Genomic DNA, 15,796 nt, shown 5'->3' with positions numbered 1-15,796 from the left:
CTTCCCTTCGGAAGTGTGCCGGCCCCTCGCCGTTCCCCGGCCGCGTCAGCGCTTGCCGCGCCCCCGCCGGTCCCCGGAGCCGCCCTCGTTCAGGAGGCCCGCCTTGCGGAGGGCGTCGGCCATCGCGCTGTTCGCGGGGGCCGGGGCGCCGCCCTGGGAGCGGTCGCGGTCACGGCCGCCACCGCCACCGGCACCGCCGCCGCGGCGCTGCTGCGGCGGGCGGCCTCCGCGCTCGCGCCTCGGCGCGCCGGAGGCGGACGCGGCGGCCTCGTCCTCCAGGCGCAGGGTCAGGGAGATCCGCTTGCGCGGGATGTCGACGTCCAGGACCTTGACCTTCACCACGTCGCCCGGCTTCACCACGTCCCGCGGGTCCTTGACGAAGGTCTTCGACATGGCGGAGACGTGCACCAGGCCGTCCTGGTGGACGCCGATGTCGACGAAGGCGCCGAAGGCGGCGACGTTGGTGACGACGCCCTCCAGGACCATGCCCGCGACCAGGTCGCCGATCTTCTCGACGCCCTCCTTGAAGGTGGCCGTCTTGAAGGCGGGTCGCGGGTCGCGGCCCGGCTTCTCCAGCTCCTTGAGGATGTCGGTGACCGTCGGCAGACCGAAGGTGTCGTCGACGAACTCGTCGGCCCGCAGCGAGCGCAGCACACCGGTGTTGCCGATCAGCGCCGCGACCTCGCCGCCCGCCGTCTTCACCATGCGCCGCACCACCGGGTACGCCTCGGGGTGCACCGCCGACGCGTCCAGCGGGTCGTCGCCGCCGCGGATCCGCAGGAAGCCCGCGCACTGCTCGTACGCCTTGGGGCCGAGCCGCGCCACGTCCTTGAGCGCCTTCCGGGAGCGGAAGGGGCCGTTGGCGTCGCGGTGGGCGACGATGTTCTCGGCGAGTCCGGCGCCGATGCCGGAGACCCGCGAAAGCAGCGGCGCGGAGGCGGTGTTGACGTCGACGCCGACACCGTTCACACAGTCCTCGACCACCGCGTCGAGCGAGCGCGACAGCTTCACCTCGGACAGGTCGTGCTGGTACTGGCCGACGCCGATCGACTTCGGGTCGATCTTCACCAGCTCGGCCAGCGGGTCCTGCAGGCGCCGCGCGATGGACACCGCGCCGCGCAACGACACGTCCAGGCCCGGGAGTTCCTGCGAGGCGAAGGCGGAGGCGGAGTAGACCGAGGCGCCGGCCTCCGACACCATCACCTTCGTCAGCGTCAACTCGGGGTGCTTGGCGATGAGTTCGGCGGCGAGCTTGTCGGTCTCGCGGGACGCGGTGCCGTTGCCGATGGCGACCAGCTCGACCGCGTGCTCCTTCGCGAGCCGGGCCAGCTTCGCCAGCGACTCGTCCCACCTGTTGGCCGGCACGTGCGGGTAGATCGTGTCGGTGGCCACGACCTTGCCGGTCGCGTCGACCACGGCCACCTTCACGCCCGTACGGAAACCGGGGTCGAGACCGAGCGTCGCGCGCGTGCCCGCCGGGGCGGCGAGCAGCAGGTCCCGCAGGTTCGCCGCGAAGACCCGGACCGCCTCGTCCTCGGCGGCCGTGCGCAGCCGCAGCCGCAGGTCGATGCCGAGGTGCACCAGGATCCGGGTGCGCCAGGCCCAGCGGACGGTGTCCAGGAGCCACTTGTCGCCGGGCCGGCCGCGGTCGGCCACGCCGAAGCGGTGGGCGACGATCGGCTCGTACGAGGAGGCGGGGGCGTCGCTCGGCTCCTCCGGCTCCAGGTCCAGGGTGAGGACGTCCTCCTTCTCGCCGCGCAGCATCGCGAGGATCCGGTGCGAGGGCAGCGCGGTGAACGGCTCGGCGAAGTCGAAGTAGTCGGCGAACTTCGCGCCCTCCTGCTCCTTGCCCTCGCGGACCTTCGCGGCCAGCCGGCCCCGGCCCCACATCCGCTCGCGCAGCTCGCCGATGAGGTCGGCGTCCTCCGAGAAGCGCTCGGTGAGGATGGCCCGCGCGCCCTCCAGGGCGGCCGCCGGGTCCGCGACGCCCTTGTCGGCGTCGACGAACGCGGCCGCGGCGGCCAGCGGTTCCACCGTCGGGTCGCCCAGCAGGCCCTCCGCCAGCGGCTCCAGACCGGCCTCGCGCGCGATCTGCGCCTTGGTGCGGCGCTTGGGCTTGAAGGGCAGATAGATGTCCTCCAGGCGCGCCTTGGTGTCGGCGGCCCGGATCTGCGCCTCCAGTTCGGGCGTCAGCTTGCCCTGTTCGCGCACCGAGTCGAGGACGGCGGAGCGCCGGTCCTCCAGCTCGCGCAGATACCGCAGCCGCTCCTCCAGGGTGCGCAGCTGCGCGTCGTCGAGCATCTCGGTCGCTTCCTTGCGGTAGCGCGCGATGAACGGCACGGTCGAACCGCCGTCGAGCAGTTCGACGGCCGCCTTCACCTGTCGCTCGCGTACGCCGAGCTCCTCGGCGATCCTTGCCTCGATGGACGTCGTCACGATGTCCGACCCGCCTTCTCGTGCCTCAAGCTTGCGGATGCATTCTGCCGGGTCGGTCACCCGTCCGCGGCAACCGACCCGCCCTGGTCTTCCTCGGTGCGGTGCCTCAGGCCCTGCCGGTGAGGCCCGCCGGGAACGCGCCCGCGCCGGCCGCCGTCACCAGGAAGCCCTTGGCGAGCTCGGTGAGCCGGGCCGTGCCCTCCGCGCCCAGGTGCTCGTACGGCGCGGCGTCGAGCCGGTCGGTCTCGGCCTCCAGGGACTCGCGCAGGGCGGCGCCCGCCTCGGTGAGCTCGCCCTCGGCGTCGAGCAGCCCGCGCGCGGTCAGCCGCGCCACGGCCGCGTCCCAGTCCTCGCGCCCCCATCCCCGGGTGCCGAGGACCCAGCGCGGCGCCATGCCCCTGCCGGTGGCGGTGTGGCTGGCAAGCGCCTCCACCGGGTCGAGCCCGGCGCTCAGCAGGGCCGTGACGTGCCCGTCGCCGCGGTGCTCGCGCAGCAGCGTGGTGGCGTGCCAGAGCCGCAGGTGCGGGGCGTCCGGCACCGGCAGGTCCGCGTTGCCCGCGTACAGCGGGCGCGCGTGCCGGGTGCAGGCCTCGGCGGCGCGCAGCGCGAGCTCGGCGGCCTCGGCCATCTCCGCCGAGGCGACGGCCTCGTCGCCGAGCAGCCGCCGGTAGGTGGCGTCCGCGGCCCGCAGCCGGGCGTCGAGGACGGCGCCGGGGGAGGCGGTCTCCCACACGGCGGGCAGGTGCCGGGCGAGGAAGCCGTGCTCGTAGTTGTAGAAGGTCGCGGCCACGGTCCCCGCGCCGACGGCGCCGAGCGGCGCGCTGCGCGCGGCCAGCCGTATCGCGCTCGTGTCCTCGACGCCCAGGCCCCTGAACTCGGCGTCCAGGTCGGACGAGAAGTAGAGGGTCGCGTGCAGCAGGTTGACCGGGTGGGCACAGCGGCGGCCGGCCAGGGGCGGCGGATTCGTCATGGACCCGCACCTTACCTACCGGCCGGTACGCCGGGAATCCCCGCCCCGGCCAACCCCGGCGTACCCGGAGGCCACCGCAGCATGCAGATCGCCGTCCTGCTCAGTGGCGCGGCAGGACCGCCGCGCGGCTTCCGCAGGGGACGAAGCTCAGCGCCCGTACGTGAAGCGGGCCGGTCGCCGCTCCAGGAAGGCGGCGACACCCTCCGCGGTGTCGCCGCTGCCGTGCGCCTGCTCCGCCCAGTGCTCCTCGCGGCCGGTCCGGCCGTCGGCGAACTCCTTGGCCGCGGACTGGGTGAGCAGTGAGCGGGAGACGAGGGTACGGGTGAACTCCGCGACCCGCTTGTCGAGTTCGCCCACCGGGTGGACCTCGTCCACCAGGCCGGTGCGCAGCGCCCGCTCGGTGTCGATCAACTCGCCGGAGAACAGCAGGTACTTGGCGGTCGAGGGGCCGACCAGGGCGGCGAGTCGCCGGGTGGAGGAGGCGGGGTAGACGATGCCGAGCTTCGCCGGGGTGACCCCGAACCGGGCGCCCTCCTCGGCGAACCGCAGGTCGCAGGCGGCGGCGAGCTGGCTGCCGCCGCCCACGCAGTAGCCGCGCACGGCGGCCAGGGTCGGCTTGGGGAAGGCGGCGAGCGCCGCCTCGGCGCGGACGGCGAGGGTCTGCTGCTCGTCCCCCGGTTCACGCAGCGTAGAGATGTCGGCCCCGGCGCAGAAGGTGTCGCCCGCGCCGGTCAGCACCAGGGTGCGCACCGCGGGGTCGGCGGCGAGCGGGGCGAGCAGCCCCGGCAGGGACCGCCACATGTCCGCGGTCATCGCGTTGCGCTTGGCGGGGTTGGCGATGACGAGGGTGGCGACCTCGTCGGCGATGTTCACGGTCAGCTGCGGCTCCATGCTCCCGGATGCTAGCCGGGAGACCGCTCCGTACGATCAAGAAGGGGGGTGCGTATCGTCAGTATGGTCACACCAACGGCGCCGACGACGAAGGCGTCAGCGGGGGATCAGGAGTAGTCGAACAACTGACTTTGGCATACTCACCCGATCAGAATCTGGTCGATATCTGTCGACTTCTGGTCAGTATCTCGAGGTGCGGTGCCGGATTCCCAAGACTCGACCCGTGGCGACAATCGAGCACGAGGGCGGGAGTCGGACTATGGAGAGCCGCGGGAGCGTCCCCGCCCGGCCACCGTCCTACGAAGGGGTCTGGCGCTTCACCGCTCCCGCGGTCGACGTTTCCGTGCCGCAGGCCCGGCACGCCGTCCGCGACCTGTTGGTCCGGCAGAGCGTCCCGGTGCACGACGACACCGTGCAGGGGCTGCTCCTCATCGTCTCCGAACTGGTCACCAACGCGGTGAAGCACGCCGCGCTGCTCTCGCCGGAGATAGCGGTCGAGGTGGCCATCGGGGCGGAGTGGGTGCGGGTGTCCGTCGAGGACAACCACCCCTACCGCCCCAAGGCCCTGGAGGCCGACTGGGGCCAGACCGGCGGCCGAGGGCTGCTCCTCGTCCGGGAGGTCGCCCGCGAGGCCGGCGGCGCCTGCGACGTCGAGCACACCGCGAGCGGCGGCAAGATCATCTGGGCGGCGCTGCCGCTCAACCCGTTCGTGCCGGGACAGGTGCCGATCGGACCCCTGTCCCAGGCGCAGCCCCTGCCCCCGGCACAGCCTCAGGGCGGCCAGGTCCAGGGACGGCCCCAGGCTCGGACACCGTCCCAGGGCCAGACCCAGGGCCAGACCCAGGCTCAGACCCAGGCTCAGACCCAGGCCGTGTTCACCAGCCCCCGGCCTGACCCGTCAGCTCCCTGATCGCGGGGCGCGCCGCGTCGAGCACCGTCATGAACCAGGCGGAGAACGGCGCGGCCGCGTGGCGCTCGGCCAGCTCGGCGGCCGTCACGAAGGCGGTCTCCTCGACCTCCTCCGGATCCGGCCGCGGGCCGGTCTGCACCAGGCCGACGAAGAGGTGGTTGAACTCCTGCTCCACCAGGCCCGAGGCCGGGTCCGGGTGGTTGTAGCGGACCGTGCCGGCCGCCGCGAGCAGCGAGGGCGAGACGCCCAGCTCCTCGAAGGTGCGCCGGGCGGCCGCCGCGAACGGGGCCTCGCCCGGGTAGGGGTGGCCGCAGCAGGTGTTGGACCACACGCCGGGGGAGTGGTACTTGCCGAGCGCGCGCCGCTGCAGCAGCAGCCGGCCCTCCTCGTCGAAGAGGAAGACCGAGAACGCGCGGTGCAGCTGCCCCGGCGCCTGGTGCGCGGACAGCTTCTCCGCCGTGCCGATCGTGACGCCGTTCTCGTCGACCAGTTCGAGCATGATCGGCGCCTCGGCCTCGGTCGGCCGCACGCCGTTCGACGAGTGGTGAGCCACGGTGGCTGATGTGGTCGGCATACCCATCCTTCGATTCGGTCCTGGCCCTGCCGGGCCACCTCAGTCTGCCGTACAAAACCGGCTTGTCCGTACTTCGGAGGCCGGACATGGCCGCTCCCACCGCACCGGAGTACACCCCGGTGCGGCGGGAGCGACACACCCGTCAGACCCCGAAAGCCGCGGGATACGTGATCGTGCCCCCGGTGACGGGCCCGGAACCGTCCAGGGCGAGCGCCATCATGGCCTCGTCCGGAACCTCGAAGGCTGGCTTGATCCCATACGCGGACGCCCGTACGAACCCGAACCGCGGGTAGTACTCCGAATGGCCGAGCACCAGCACGAGCCGCTCTCCGCGCACCCGCGCCGCATCGAGAACCGCCCGTACGACGGCCTGCCCGGCGCCCGTCCGCTGGTGGGCGGGCGCCACCGCGACCGGCCCGAGCGCGGCCGCCGGGACCCCGTCGACATGGCACCGGGTGATCAGCGCGTACCCGGCGACCGTGCCGTCTGGAGCCTCCGCCACGTACGACAGACCCGGCAGCCAGGCCTCCTCGTCGGCGCGCAGGGCGTCGACCAGGCCGGCCTCCTCCGGGGTGGGGAAGGCCGCCGCGTTGATCTCCCGTACGCGGGGGACGTCCGCCGCGGTCTCCTCGCGGGCCTTCCAGCGCGGGTCGGTCGGCCGGAGCGCGAAACCGGTGTAGCCGTAGTCGCCGCCGTGCGCGCGGCGCAGGGCGATCTCGGCGCGGGCCCCGGCGACGGCCTCGGTCATGCCGGGGACCGAGGTGTCCGCCGTATCGGCGTGCTGGGCCAGGGGGCCGTAGTACTCGTCCCAGTCGCTCTCGGGCTGCGGGACGGTGCCGAGGACGTGGTACCCGGCCGCGACGGCCGCCGCCGCGTTCGCGGTGACCGTACGGAGCGGGTAGTGCTCCTCCCAGAACGCCCGGGGCTCGGGCGCGGGGTGCTCGGCGGTCCACACGCACTCGGTGAGGACGAGCGTGCCGCCGGGGGCGAGGAGCCGGCGCCACTCGGCGAGCGCCCGGTCGAAGCCGAGGACGAAGACCGAGCTCTCGGCCCAGACCAGGTCGAAGGACCCGTCGGGCAGTTCTTCCAGCGCGCCCATGTCGGCGCGCAGGGTACGGACGCGGCCGTCGAGCCCGCGGGCGGCGGCGGCCTCCCGCAGTTCGGCCAGGAACGGCTCGTGTAGATCGACCGCGGTCACCTCGGCGCCCGCCTCGGCGGCGAGCAGCAGGGCGGAGCGGCCGGGACCGCAGCCCAGGTCGAGCACGCGCGGGCGCTCGGGCAGCGGACCCGCGAGGCTCAGCAGCCGGCGGGTGGTGGTGTCGGAGCCGGGGCCCTGCCGCGGCAGGCCGTGGTGCAGGGCGAAGAAGGCGTCGTGAAGCGCCTGGGTGGAGACGGTGATGTCGTTGAAGTCGTTGTCGGACAACGTGGGAGACCCTTGTGTGAGAGGGCCCCGGCCGACGACAGGACGAGGTGAGGCGTCAGGTCAGCCGGAGACCCGGAGGCTGAGGGACGACCGGGCGCTGCCGCTGCGGGCAGCCTCCATCGCGACGGTCATCAACCTCAGCTCCTCTCACCGCGCACGTACGAGGTACGCCATGAGCCTAGCAACTCACGGGCCTCACAGGCACAGCTTGGCCTCGTGCTCGGCATGACCGGCGGGCTCCAGCTGGAAGGTGCAGTGCTCGACGTCGAAGTGCGAGCCCAGGCAGCCCTGCAGATCGTGCAGCATCTTCTCGTGCCCGACGGCGTCCAGGGCGTCCAGGGCGTCCTGGGTGACGACCACGTGCGCCGACAGCACCGGCATGCCCGAGGTGATCGTCCAGGCGTGCAGGTCGTGCACGTCCTCGACGCCCGGCAGGGCCAGGATGTGCGCCCGTACCTCCGCCATGTCGACGCCCTTGGGGGCCGACTCCAGGAGCACGTCCAGGGTCTCCCGCAGCAGCCTGACCGTGCGGGGCACGATCATCAGGCCGATCACGATCGAGGCGATCGGGTCCGCGTACTGCCAGCCGGTGAGCAGGATGATCCCGGCGGCGACGATCACCGTCACCGAGCCGAGGGCGTCCGCGAGCACCTCCAGATAGGCGCCGCGCACGTTCAGGCTCTCCTGCTGGCCGCGCATCAGCAGCGACAGGGAGACGATGTTCGCCACCAGGCCGACCACGGCGAACGCGATGGTCAGTCCGCCGCGGGTCTCGGCCGGCTCGATGAACCGCTGGATCGCCTCGTAGAGGACGTATCCGCCGACGACGAGCAGCAGCAGACAGTTGGCGAGCGCGGCGAGGATCTCGGCCCGCGCGTAGCCGAAGGTGCGGTTCCCGGTGGGCGGCCGGTTGGCGAAGTGGATGGCGAGCAGGGCCATCGCGAGGCCGACGGCGTCGGTCGCCATGTGCGCCGCGTCCGCGATCAGGGCGAGCGAGTCGGCGACCAGGCCGCCGATGATCTCCACGACCATCACGGAGAGCGTGATGCCGAGTGCCATCCGCAGCCGGTTCCTGTAGGCCAGGGCCGCGGTGCCGGTCGGCGGCGGCCCGCCGTGGCTGTGTCCGTGGTCGTGTCCAGCCCCCATGACAAGGCCTCCCGGGTCGTGTCGTCAGCGTGCTCGGCGGTCTCTCCGATTCGCCAGTGAACTACGGGTGGGGGGTATGTGCAACCCGGTACTGAACACCGTTGTCATATGCTCTGACCTGCGGTTATGCGAGCCGGGCGGCGAGTGGCCGAAACCACCCCCACGGGGGGCCGCGGCCGTGAGCCGTCGCCCGGACGGCGGATCGCCCGTGATGATCTCCTCAGTACCTGGCGTACCCGCGCGGACACGGGGCGGCACCGGGGAGGCCGTCCCGCGAAACCTCGGTGAACTCGTGCTTCCGTCATCCGATAGCCTCAGCCGACGTGCCGCCGCCGGTGGCCGGGCCGCCTCGCCGCGCCCGGAGCCGTGCCGGGGCCCCGCCGGCCCGTCCGCCAGCTCCAAGGAGTGAGTTCGCCCTGTCGACCGCCATCCTCACCGGTCCGCCGGTACCCGGATCGTCGCTCGACGCCGATCTGCGGTCCCTCGGCTTCGACGTCGAGACCGCCTCCGGCCCCCACGAGACCGGCGCCCTGCTGGCCCGTGTCCCCGCCGGACAGCGCGTCGCCGTCGTGGACCCCCGCTTCGTGGGCCACCTCCACGCACTGCGGCTCGCGCTGACCGACCCGCGCTTCCCGGCCGCCGCCGCACCGGGCGCGCTCACCGCGCAGCCCGAGGCCCGGCAGGCCCTCGCCCGCGCCCTCGACCGGGAGACGGGCCCCGAAGCCGCGCCCGCCGGGCCCGCCGTCGGCGGTGACCAGGCCGTCGCCGTCAGCCTCCCCGACACCCTCGCCGACGCGCTCGACGCCGACGGCGTCGCCGTGCACCGGCCCCAGCTCGGCACCCTCGTCGCCGCCGTGCCGGAAGGACCGGAGGCCCGCCACGAGGCGCGTGCCGCGGTCGAGGCCGTCGACGACGAAGCCGTACGCCTGAAGTCCGCCGTCAAGGCGCACGACGGCTTCTTCACCACCTTCTTCATCAGCCCGTACTCGCGCTACATCGCCCGGTGGTGCGCGCGCCGCGGCCTGACCCCCAACCAGGTCACCACCGCCTCGCTGCTCACCGCGCTGCTCGCGGCCGGCTGCGCCGCCACCGGCGACCGCGTCGGCTACGTCGCGGCCGGCGTGCTGCTCCTGGTCTCCTTCGTCCTCGACTGCACCGACGGGCAGCTCGCCCGCTACGCGCTCAAGTACTCGACGATGGGCGCCTGGCTCGACGCCACCTTCGACCGCGCCAAGGAGTACGCCTTCTACGCCGGGCTCGCGCTCGGCGCGGCCCGTGACGGCGACGACGTCTGGGGTCTCGCGCTCGGCGCCATGGTCCTGATGACCTGCCGGCACGTCGTGGACTTCTCCTTCAACGAGGCGAACGCCGGCAACACGACCGCGACCGCCCTCTCCAACAGGCTCGACAGCGTCGGCTGGACGGTCTGGGCCCGGCGCATGATCATCCTGCCGATCGGCGAGCGCTGGGCGATGATCGCCCTCCTCACCGCCGCCACCAGTCCCCGGATCGTCTTCTGGGCGCTGATCGTCGGCTGCGCCTTCGGCGCCTGCTACACCACGGCGGGCCGCGTCCTGCGCTCGCTCAAGCGGAGGGACCCGCGCTCCGACCGGGCCGCGCGGGCGCTCGCCGACCTCGCGGACTCCGGCCCGCTCGCCTCGGTCGTCGCCGGGATGTTCCGCCGCCGTCCCCGGGGCTTCGTCGCGCCGCTGTTCGCTCTGCTCGGCGCGGCCTGCGTGCTGGCCGGCTCCGTCGTCACCGGCCCCGGCTGGGCGACGGTGGGGGCCGCCGTCGCGTACGCCTTCTGGGCCGGGCAGGCCATCGCCGCCCCCCTCAAGGGCAAGCTCGACTGGCTCGTCCCCCCGCTCTTCCGTGCCGCCGAGTACGGCACGATCCTGTTCCTCGCGGCCAGGTCGGACGCCGCCCACGCCCTTCCCGCCGCATTCGGGCTGGTCGCGGCGGTCGCCTACCATCACTACGACACGGTGTACCGCATTCGCGGCGGCACCGGCGCGCCGCCCGCCTGGCTGGTGCGCACCATCGGCGGCCACGAGGGACGCACGCTCGTGGTGGCCGCGCTCGCCGCACTCCTCGCGGACCGCGGCGACGACTTCACCTGGGCCCTCACCGCACTCGCGGTCGCCGTGGGTCTCGTGGTGCTCGCGGAGTCCATCCGCTTCTGGGTCTCCTCCGGAGCACCCGCCGTACATGACGAAGGAGAGACAGCATGATTGGCCTCGTACTGGCAGCCGGTGCCGGACGGCGTCTGCGCCCCTACACCGACACGCTTCCGAAGGCCCTCGTGCCCGTGGACCCGGCGGGCGACGGCTCGCTGACCGTCCTCGACCTCACGCTGAAGAACTTCGCCGAGGTCGGCCTCACCGAGGCCGCCATCGTCGTCGGCTACCGCAAGGAGGCCGTGTACGCGCGCAAGGAGCAGCTGGAGGCGAAGTACGGCCTCAAGCTGACCCTCATCGACAACGACAAGGCCGAGGAGTGGAACAACGCCTACTCCCTGTGGTGCGCGCGTGAGGTCCTGAAGCGCGGTGTGATCCTCGCCAACGGCGACACCGTCCACCCGGTCTCCGTCGAGAAGACCCTGCTCGCCGCCCGCGGCGACGGCCAGAAGATCATCCTCGCCCTCGACACGGTGAAGAGCCTCGCCGACGAGGAGATGAAGGTCGTCACCGCCGACGGCAAGGGCGTCCAGAAGATCACCAAGCTGATGGACCCGGCCGACGCCACCGGCGAGTACATCGGCGTCACGCTCATCGAGGCGGAGGCCGCCGAGGAGCTCGCCGACGCGCTGAAGACCACCTTCGAGCGCGACCCCGACCTCTACTACGAGGACGGCTACCAGGAACTGGTCAACCGCGGCTTCACCGTCGACGTGGCCCCCATCGGCGACGTCAAGTGGGTCGAGATCGACAACCACGACGACCTCGCGAAGGGCCGTGACATCGCGTGCCAGTACTGACCCGGCTCATCCCCTCGCCGGTCGTCGTCGACATCCGCGGCGGAGCGCTGGACGACCTGTCCACGCTCCTCGCGGACCAGCGGATCTCCAGCAACGGCCGGATCGCCATCGCCATCAGCGGCGGCTCCGGTCTGAAGCTGCGTGACCGCTTCGCCCCCGAGCTGCCGGACGCCGACTGGTACCCGGTCATGGGCGGCACCATCGACGAGGCCGTCCGGCTCGCCGATGCCATGCGCGGCAAGCGCTACGACGCGGTCGTGGCGCTCGGCGGCGGCAAGATCATCGACGTGACCAAGTACGCGGCGGCCCGGGTCGGGCTGCCGCTGGTGGCCATCGCCACCAACCTGTCGCACGACGGCATCTGCTCGCCGATCTCCACCCTGGACAACGACAACGGGCGCGGCTCCTACGGCGTGCCCACCCCGATCGCGCTGGTCATCGACCTCGACGTGATCCGGGACGCGCCGATCCGCTTCGTCCGCTCCGGCATCGGCGACGCGATCTCCAACCTCTCCGCCATCGCCGACTGGGAGCTGTCCCACCGCGAGACCGGCGAGAAGGTCGACGGTCTCGCCGCCGCCATGGCGCGCAGCGCCGGCGAGGCCGTCCTGCGCCACCCCGGCGGCGTCGGCGACGACGACTTCCTCGTCACCCTCTCCGAGGGTCTCGTGATGTCCGGCATCGCCATGTCGATCAGCGGCGACAGCCGCCCGTCCTCGGGCGCCTGCCACGAGATCAGCCACGCCTTCGACCTGCTCTTCCCCACCCGGGCGGCCAGCCACGGCGAGCAGTGCGGCCTCGGCGCGGCCTTCGCGATGCATCTGCGCGGGGCCCGCGAGGAGTCCGCGCAGATGGTCGACACCCTGCGCCGGCACGGCCTGCCGGTGCTGCCCGAGGAGATGGGCTTCACCGTCGACGAGTTCGTGCGGGCGGTCGACTTCGCCCCGCAGACCCGCCCGGGCCGCTTCACCATCCTCGAGCACCTCGACCTGTCCACAGACCAGATCAGGGACGCGTACGCCGACTATGCAAAAGCCATCGGTAGCTGAGCTCCGACCGGTCGTCCACCCGCCGGGTGTGAAGGACCGGCGGAGCGGCGAACACTGGGGCGGCCGCCTGTACATGCGGGAGATCTCGCTGCGGATCACCCGTCATCTGGCGACCACCCGGGTCACGCCCAACCAGCTGACCTATCTGATGACGCTGTCCGGCGTCCTCGCCGCGCCCGCGCTGCTCGTGCCCGGCATCTGGGGCGCCGTGCTCGGCGTGCTCGCCGTCCAGGGCTATCTGCTGCTCGACTGCGTCGACGGCGAACTGGCCCGCTGGAAGAAGCAGTACTCGCTCGCCGGCGTCTACCTGGACCGGGTCGGCGCCTACCTGTGCGACGCGGCCGTGCTCGTCGGCTTCGGCCTGCGCGCCGCCGACCCGTGGGGGAACGGCCGGATCGACTGGCTGTGGGCCTTCCTCGGCACCCTGGCCGCGCTCGGCGCCATCCTGATCAAGGCCGAGACCGACCTGGTCGGCGTCGCCCGCCACCAGAACGGAATGCCCCCGGTCAAGGAGGCGGCGTCCGAGCCGCGCTCCTCCGGCATGGCGCTGGCCCGTCGGGCCGCCGGCGCGCTCAAGTTCCACCGGCTGATCCTGGGCATCGAGGCCTCCCTGCTGATCCTGGTCCTCGCGATCGTGGACCAGATCCGGGGCGACCTGTTCTTCTCCCGGCTCGGCGTCGCCGTGCTCGCCGGCATCGCGATGCTGCAGACCGTGCTGCACCTGGTGTCGATCCTGGCCTCCAGCAGGCTCAAGTGAGGACGGCCACCATGACCAGGCCGATGAAGCTGGGCGCGGTCGTCATCACCATGGGCAACCGCCCCGACGACCTGCGCGCCCTCCTCGACTCGGTCGCCCGGCAGCAGGGCGACCCGGTCGAGGTGGTCGTGGTGGGCCAGGGCGTGGAGGTCACCGGGCTGCCCGCGGGCGTCCGCTCGGTGACCCTCCCGGAGAACGTCGGCATCCCGGCCGGCCGCAACATCGGCATCGAGGCCTTCGGGCCCGGCGGCAGCGACGTCGACGCCCTGCTGTTCCTCGACGACGACGGCCTGCTCGCCGACACCGACACCGCGGAGCTGATCCGCCAGGCCTTCACCGCCGACCCGCGGCTCGGCATCATCAGCTTCCGGATCGCCGATCCGGAGACCGGCCTGACCCAGCGCCGGCACGTGCCGCGCCTCCGTGCCTCGGACCCGATGCGCTCCTCGCGCGTCACCACCTTCCTCGGCGGCGCCAACGCGGTGCGCACCAAGGTCTTCACGGAGGTCGGCGGACTGCCGGACGCGTTCTTCTACGCGCACGAGGAGACCGATCTCGCCTGGCGGGCCCTCGACGCCGACTGGATGATCGATTACCGTTCCGACATGGTGCTGCTGCACCCCACTACCCCGCCGTCCCGGCACGCGACGTACCACTTCAACGTGGCCCGCAACCGGGTGTGGCTGGCTCGCCGCAATCTTCCCGCACCCCTGGTGCCGGTCTATCTCGGCGTCTGGCTGCTGCTGACCCTGGCGCGGCGGCCCTCCGTACCGGCCCTCAAGGCGTGGTTCGGCGGGTTCCGGGCGGGCTGGCGGACCCCTTGCGGTCCGCGGCACCCCATGAGGTGGCGTACGGTGTGGCGGCTGACCCGGATGGGACGCCCGCCCGTCGTCTGACATCGTGGTACCCGACTTGCCGCGTATCCCGAACACGAAAGTTTCGACTGTGAGTGACACATCCCAGGACGGTGGGGTCGTGACGAGCGCCCGACCGCCCGCCGACGACGGCCTGAGCCCGGCCGAGCTGGCGGCGAAGTACGGACTCTCCGTCAGCGGGGCCCGGCCGGGGCTCGTGGAGTACATCCGCCAGCTGTGGGGACGGCGCCACTTCGTCCTGGCCTTCTCCCAGGCGAAACTCACCGCCCAGTACAGCCAGGCCAAGCTCGGACAGCTGTGGCAGGTGGTGACGCCGCTGCTGAACGCGCTGGTCTACTTCCTGATCTTCGGCCTGATCCTGGGCGCCGGCCGGGGCATGTCGCGGTCGGTGTACATCCCGTTCCTGGTGACCGGGATCTTCGTGTTCACCTTCACCCAGAGCTCGGTGATGGCGGGCGTCCGGGCGATCTCGGGCAACCTCGGCCTGGTGCGGGCACTGCACTTCCCCCGGGCCACGCTGCCCGTCTCCTTCGCGCTCCAGCAGCTCCAGCAGCTGCTGTTCTCGATGATCGTGCTGTTCGCCGTCGTCGTGGCCTTCGGCAGCTACCCCTCGCTCAGCTGGCTGCTCATCCTCCCGGCGCTGCTGCTGCAGTTCGTGTTCAACGCGGGCGTCGCCATGATCGTGGCGCGGATGGGCGCCAAGACGCCCGACCTCGCGCAGCTGATGCCGTTCATCATGCGCACCTGGATGTACGCGTCGGGCGTCATGTTCTCCATCCCGGTGATGCTGGAGGACAAGCCGGCCTGGATCACGGACCTGCTCCAGTACAACCCGGCCGCGCTGCACATGGACCTGATCCGGTTCGCGCTGATCGACGGCTACGGCGCGTCCAACCTGCCGCCGCACGTCTGGTTCGTCACCCTCGCCTGGTCCGTGGTGATCGGCCTGGGCGGCTTCGTCTACTTCTGGAAGGCCGAGGAGAGGTACGGCCGTGGCTGACCACGACTCCCGGGACCGTGTCCCCACCGTCATCGCGGACAACGTCCACATCGTCTACCGGGTCAACGCCGGAGCCGGCGGCAAGGGCAGCGCCACCGCGGCCCTCAGCCGGATCATCCGCCGCCGCAAGGGCGAGACCGAGCGCGGAGTGCGCAAGGTGCACGCCGTCCGCGGCGTGTCCTTCACCGCCTACCGCGGCGAGGCCATCGGCCTCATCGGCAGCAACGGCTCCGGCAAGTCGACCCTGCTGCGCGCCATCGCCGGCCTGCTGCCCACCGAGAGCGGCAAGGTCTACACCGACGGCCAGCCCTCGCTGCTCGGCGTCAACGCCGCGCTCATGAACGACCTGACCGGTGAGCGCAACGTCATCCTCGGCGGTCTCGCCATGGGCATGAGCCGCGAGGAGATCAAGAGCCGGTATCAGGACATCGTCGACTTCTCCGGCATCAACGAGAAGGGCGACTTCATCTCGCTGCCGATGCGGACCTACTCGTCCGGCATGGGTGCCCGGCTCCGCTTCGCCATCGCCGCCGCCAAGCAGCACGACGTCCTCATGATCGACGAGGCCCTGGCGACCGGTGACCGCAAGTTCCAGATCCGCTCCGAGGCCCGCATCCGCGAGCTGCGCAAGGAGGCCGGCACGGTCTTCCTGGTGAGCCACAGCAACAAGTCGATCCGCGACACCTGCGACCGCGTGCTCTGGCTGGAGAAGGGCGAGCTGCTCATGGACGGCCCGACCGACGAGGTCATCGCCGCCTACGAGCGCGAGACCGCCAAGTAGCCGCGCC

13 protein-coding genes and 1 pseudogene are annotated in these 15,796 nt (G+C 72.2%); 8 read left to right on the top strand and 6 right to left on the bottom strand.

From position 1 onward, the window contains the following. Positions 1 to 45 precede the first annotated feature (45 nt). The 3 genes from AB0M18_RS17400 to AB0M18_RS17390 form a co-directional block, all read right to left on the bottom strand. Entirely contained in the window at positions 46 to 2,436 is a 2,391-nt protein-coding gene (locus AB0M18_RS17400) for a Tex family protein (RefSeq protein WP_365758713.1), read from the bottom strand. Positions 2,437 to 2,542: 106 nt separating this feature from the next. Next, positions 2,543 to 3,406 (bottom strand): hypothetical protein, encoded by an 864-nt coding sequence (locus tag AB0M18_RS17395; protein ID WP_365758711.1) that lies wholly within the window; start codon positions 3,404 to 3,406, stop codon positions 2,543 to 2,545. A 147-nt stretch (positions 3,407 to 3,553) separates the two neighbouring features. Then, positions 3,554 to 4,297: an enoyl-CoA hydratase/isomerase family protein gene (locus AB0M18_RS17390; RefSeq protein WP_365758709.1), complete on the bottom strand. Its 744-nt coding sequence runs from the start codon at positions 4,295 to 4,297 to the stop codon at positions 3,554 to 3,556. A gap of 259 nt (positions 4,298 to 4,556) precedes the next feature. On the opposite strand from AB0M18_RS17390, the pseudogene AB0M18_RS17385 reads away from it, so the two are divergent. Further along, a pseudogene (locus AB0M18_RS17385) lies at positions 4,557 to 5,000 on the top strand (ATP-binding protein); the annotation flags it as partial. Between the two features lie 172 nt (positions 5,001 to 5,172). Here the strand turns inward: AB0M18_RS17385 and idi are convergent. The 3 genes from idi to AB0M18_RS17370 all read right to left on the bottom strand — a co-directional run bounded on the left by idi (position 5,173) and on the right by AB0M18_RS17370 (position 8,350). Continuing rightward, positions 5,173 to 5,781: an isopentenyl-diphosphate Delta-isomerase gene (idi, locus tag AB0M18_RS17380; protein WP_365758707.1), complete on the bottom strand. Its 609-nt coding sequence runs from the start codon at positions 5,779 to 5,781 to the stop codon at positions 5,173 to 5,175. 142 nt (positions 5,782 to 5,923) lie between these two features. After that, entirely contained in the window at positions 5,924 to 7,204 is a 1,281-nt protein-coding gene (locus AB0M18_RS17375; protein ID WP_365758705.1) for a bifunctional class I SAM-dependent methyltransferase/N-acetyltransferase, read from the bottom strand. A gap of 195 nt (positions 7,205 to 7,399) precedes the next feature. Next, positions 7,400 to 8,350, bottom strand: coding sequence for a cation diffusion facilitator family transporter (locus AB0M18_RS17370; RefSeq protein WP_365758703.1), 951 nt, complete (start codon positions 8,348 to 8,350; stop codon positions 7,400 to 7,402). A gap of 416 nt (positions 8,351 to 8,766) precedes the next feature. On the opposite strand from AB0M18_RS17370, the gene AB0M18_RS17365 reads away from it, so the two are divergent. From AB0M18_RS17365 to AB0M18_RS17335, 7 genes are read left to right on the top strand one after another with little or no spacing between them, the layout of a single operon-like run. After that, positions 8,767 to 10,581: a DUF5941 domain-containing protein gene (locus AB0M18_RS17365; protein WP_365758770.1), complete on the top strand. Its 1,815-nt coding sequence runs from the start codon at positions 8,767 to 8,769 to the stop codon at positions 10,579 to 10,581. Continuing rightward, a complete protein-coding gene (locus AB0M18_RS17360) occupies positions 10,578 to 11,327 on the top strand; it encodes a phosphocholine cytidylyltransferase family protein (RefSeq protein WP_365758700.1) in 750 nt (249 codons plus the stop codon). Before AB0M18_RS17365 ends, AB0M18_RS17360 begins: the two co-directional genes overlap by 4 nt. Further along, positions 11,315 to 12,376, top strand: a complete 1,062-nt coding sequence (locus AB0M18_RS17355) for an iron-containing alcohol dehydrogenase family protein (protein WP_365758698.1) — start codon at positions 11,315 to 11,317, stop codon at positions 12,374 to 12,376. Before AB0M18_RS17360 ends, AB0M18_RS17355 begins: the two co-directional genes overlap by 13 nt. Further along, entirely contained in the window at positions 12,354 to 13,133 is a 780-nt protein-coding gene (locus AB0M18_RS17350; RefSeq protein WP_365758696.1) for a CDP-alcohol phosphatidyltransferase family protein, read from the top strand. Before AB0M18_RS17355 ends, AB0M18_RS17350 begins: the two co-directional genes overlap by 23 nt. 11 nt (positions 13,134 to 13,144) lie before the next feature. Beyond that, the gene (locus AB0M18_RS17345) at positions 13,145 to 14,029 is read left to right on the top strand and encodes a glycosyltransferase (protein WP_365758694.1); all 885 of its coding nucleotides are present in this window, start codon (positions 13,145 to 13,147) and stop codon (positions 14,027 to 14,029) included. A gap of 49 nt (positions 14,030 to 14,078) precedes the next feature. Then, entirely contained in the window at positions 14,079 to 15,008 is a 930-nt protein-coding gene (locus AB0M18_RS17340) for an ABC transporter permease (protein ID WP_365758692.1), read from the top strand. Beyond that, entirely contained in the window at positions 15,001 to 15,789 is a 789-nt protein-coding gene (locus AB0M18_RS17335) for an ABC transporter ATP-binding protein (protein ID WP_365758690.1), read from the top strand. Before AB0M18_RS17340 ends, AB0M18_RS17335 begins: the two co-directional genes overlap by 8 nt. The last annotated feature ends 7 nt before the right edge of the window (positions 15,790 to 15,796 follow it).

Origin of the sequence: Streptomyces sp. NPDC051909 (genome assembly GCF_040681095.1) — a bacterium.
Lineage (GTDB): Bacteria > Actinomycetota > Actinomycetes > Streptomycetales > Streptomycetaceae > Streptomyces.
The sequence above is the reverse complement of the archived record's forward strand: the minus strand, read 5'-3'. Positions and strand labels throughout refer to the sequence as shown.

Bases quoted from the DNA above. Each gene is read 5' to 3' on its own strand.
- AB0M18_RS17395 (WP_365758711.1), bottom strand. From the start codon at position 3,406: ATGACGAATCCGCCGCCCCTGGCCGGCCGCCGCTGTGCCCACCCGGTC.
- AB0M18_RS17390 (WP_365758709.1), bottom strand. From the start codon at position 4,297: ATGGAGCCGCAGCTGACCGTGAACATCGCCGACGAGGTCGCCACCCTC.
- idi (WP_365758707.1), bottom strand. From the start codon at position 5,781: ATGCCGACCACATCAGCCACCGTGGCTCACCACTCGTCGAACGGCGTG.
- AB0M18_RS17370 (WP_365758703.1), bottom strand. From the start codon at position 8,350: ATGGGGGCTGGACACGACCACGGACACAGCCACGGCGGGCCGCCGCCG.
- AB0M18_RS17360 (WP_365758700.1), top strand. From the start codon at position 10,578: ATGATTGGCCTCGTACTGGCAGCCGGTGCCGGACGGCGTCTGCGCCCC.
- AB0M18_RS17350 (WP_365758696.1), top strand. From the start codon at position 12,354: ATGCAAAAGCCATCGGTAGCTGAGCTCCGACCGGTCGTCCACCCGCCG.
- AB0M18_RS17345 (WP_365758694.1), top strand. From the start codon at position 13,145: ATGACCAGGCCGATGAAGCTGGGCGCGGTCGTCATCACCATGGGCAAC.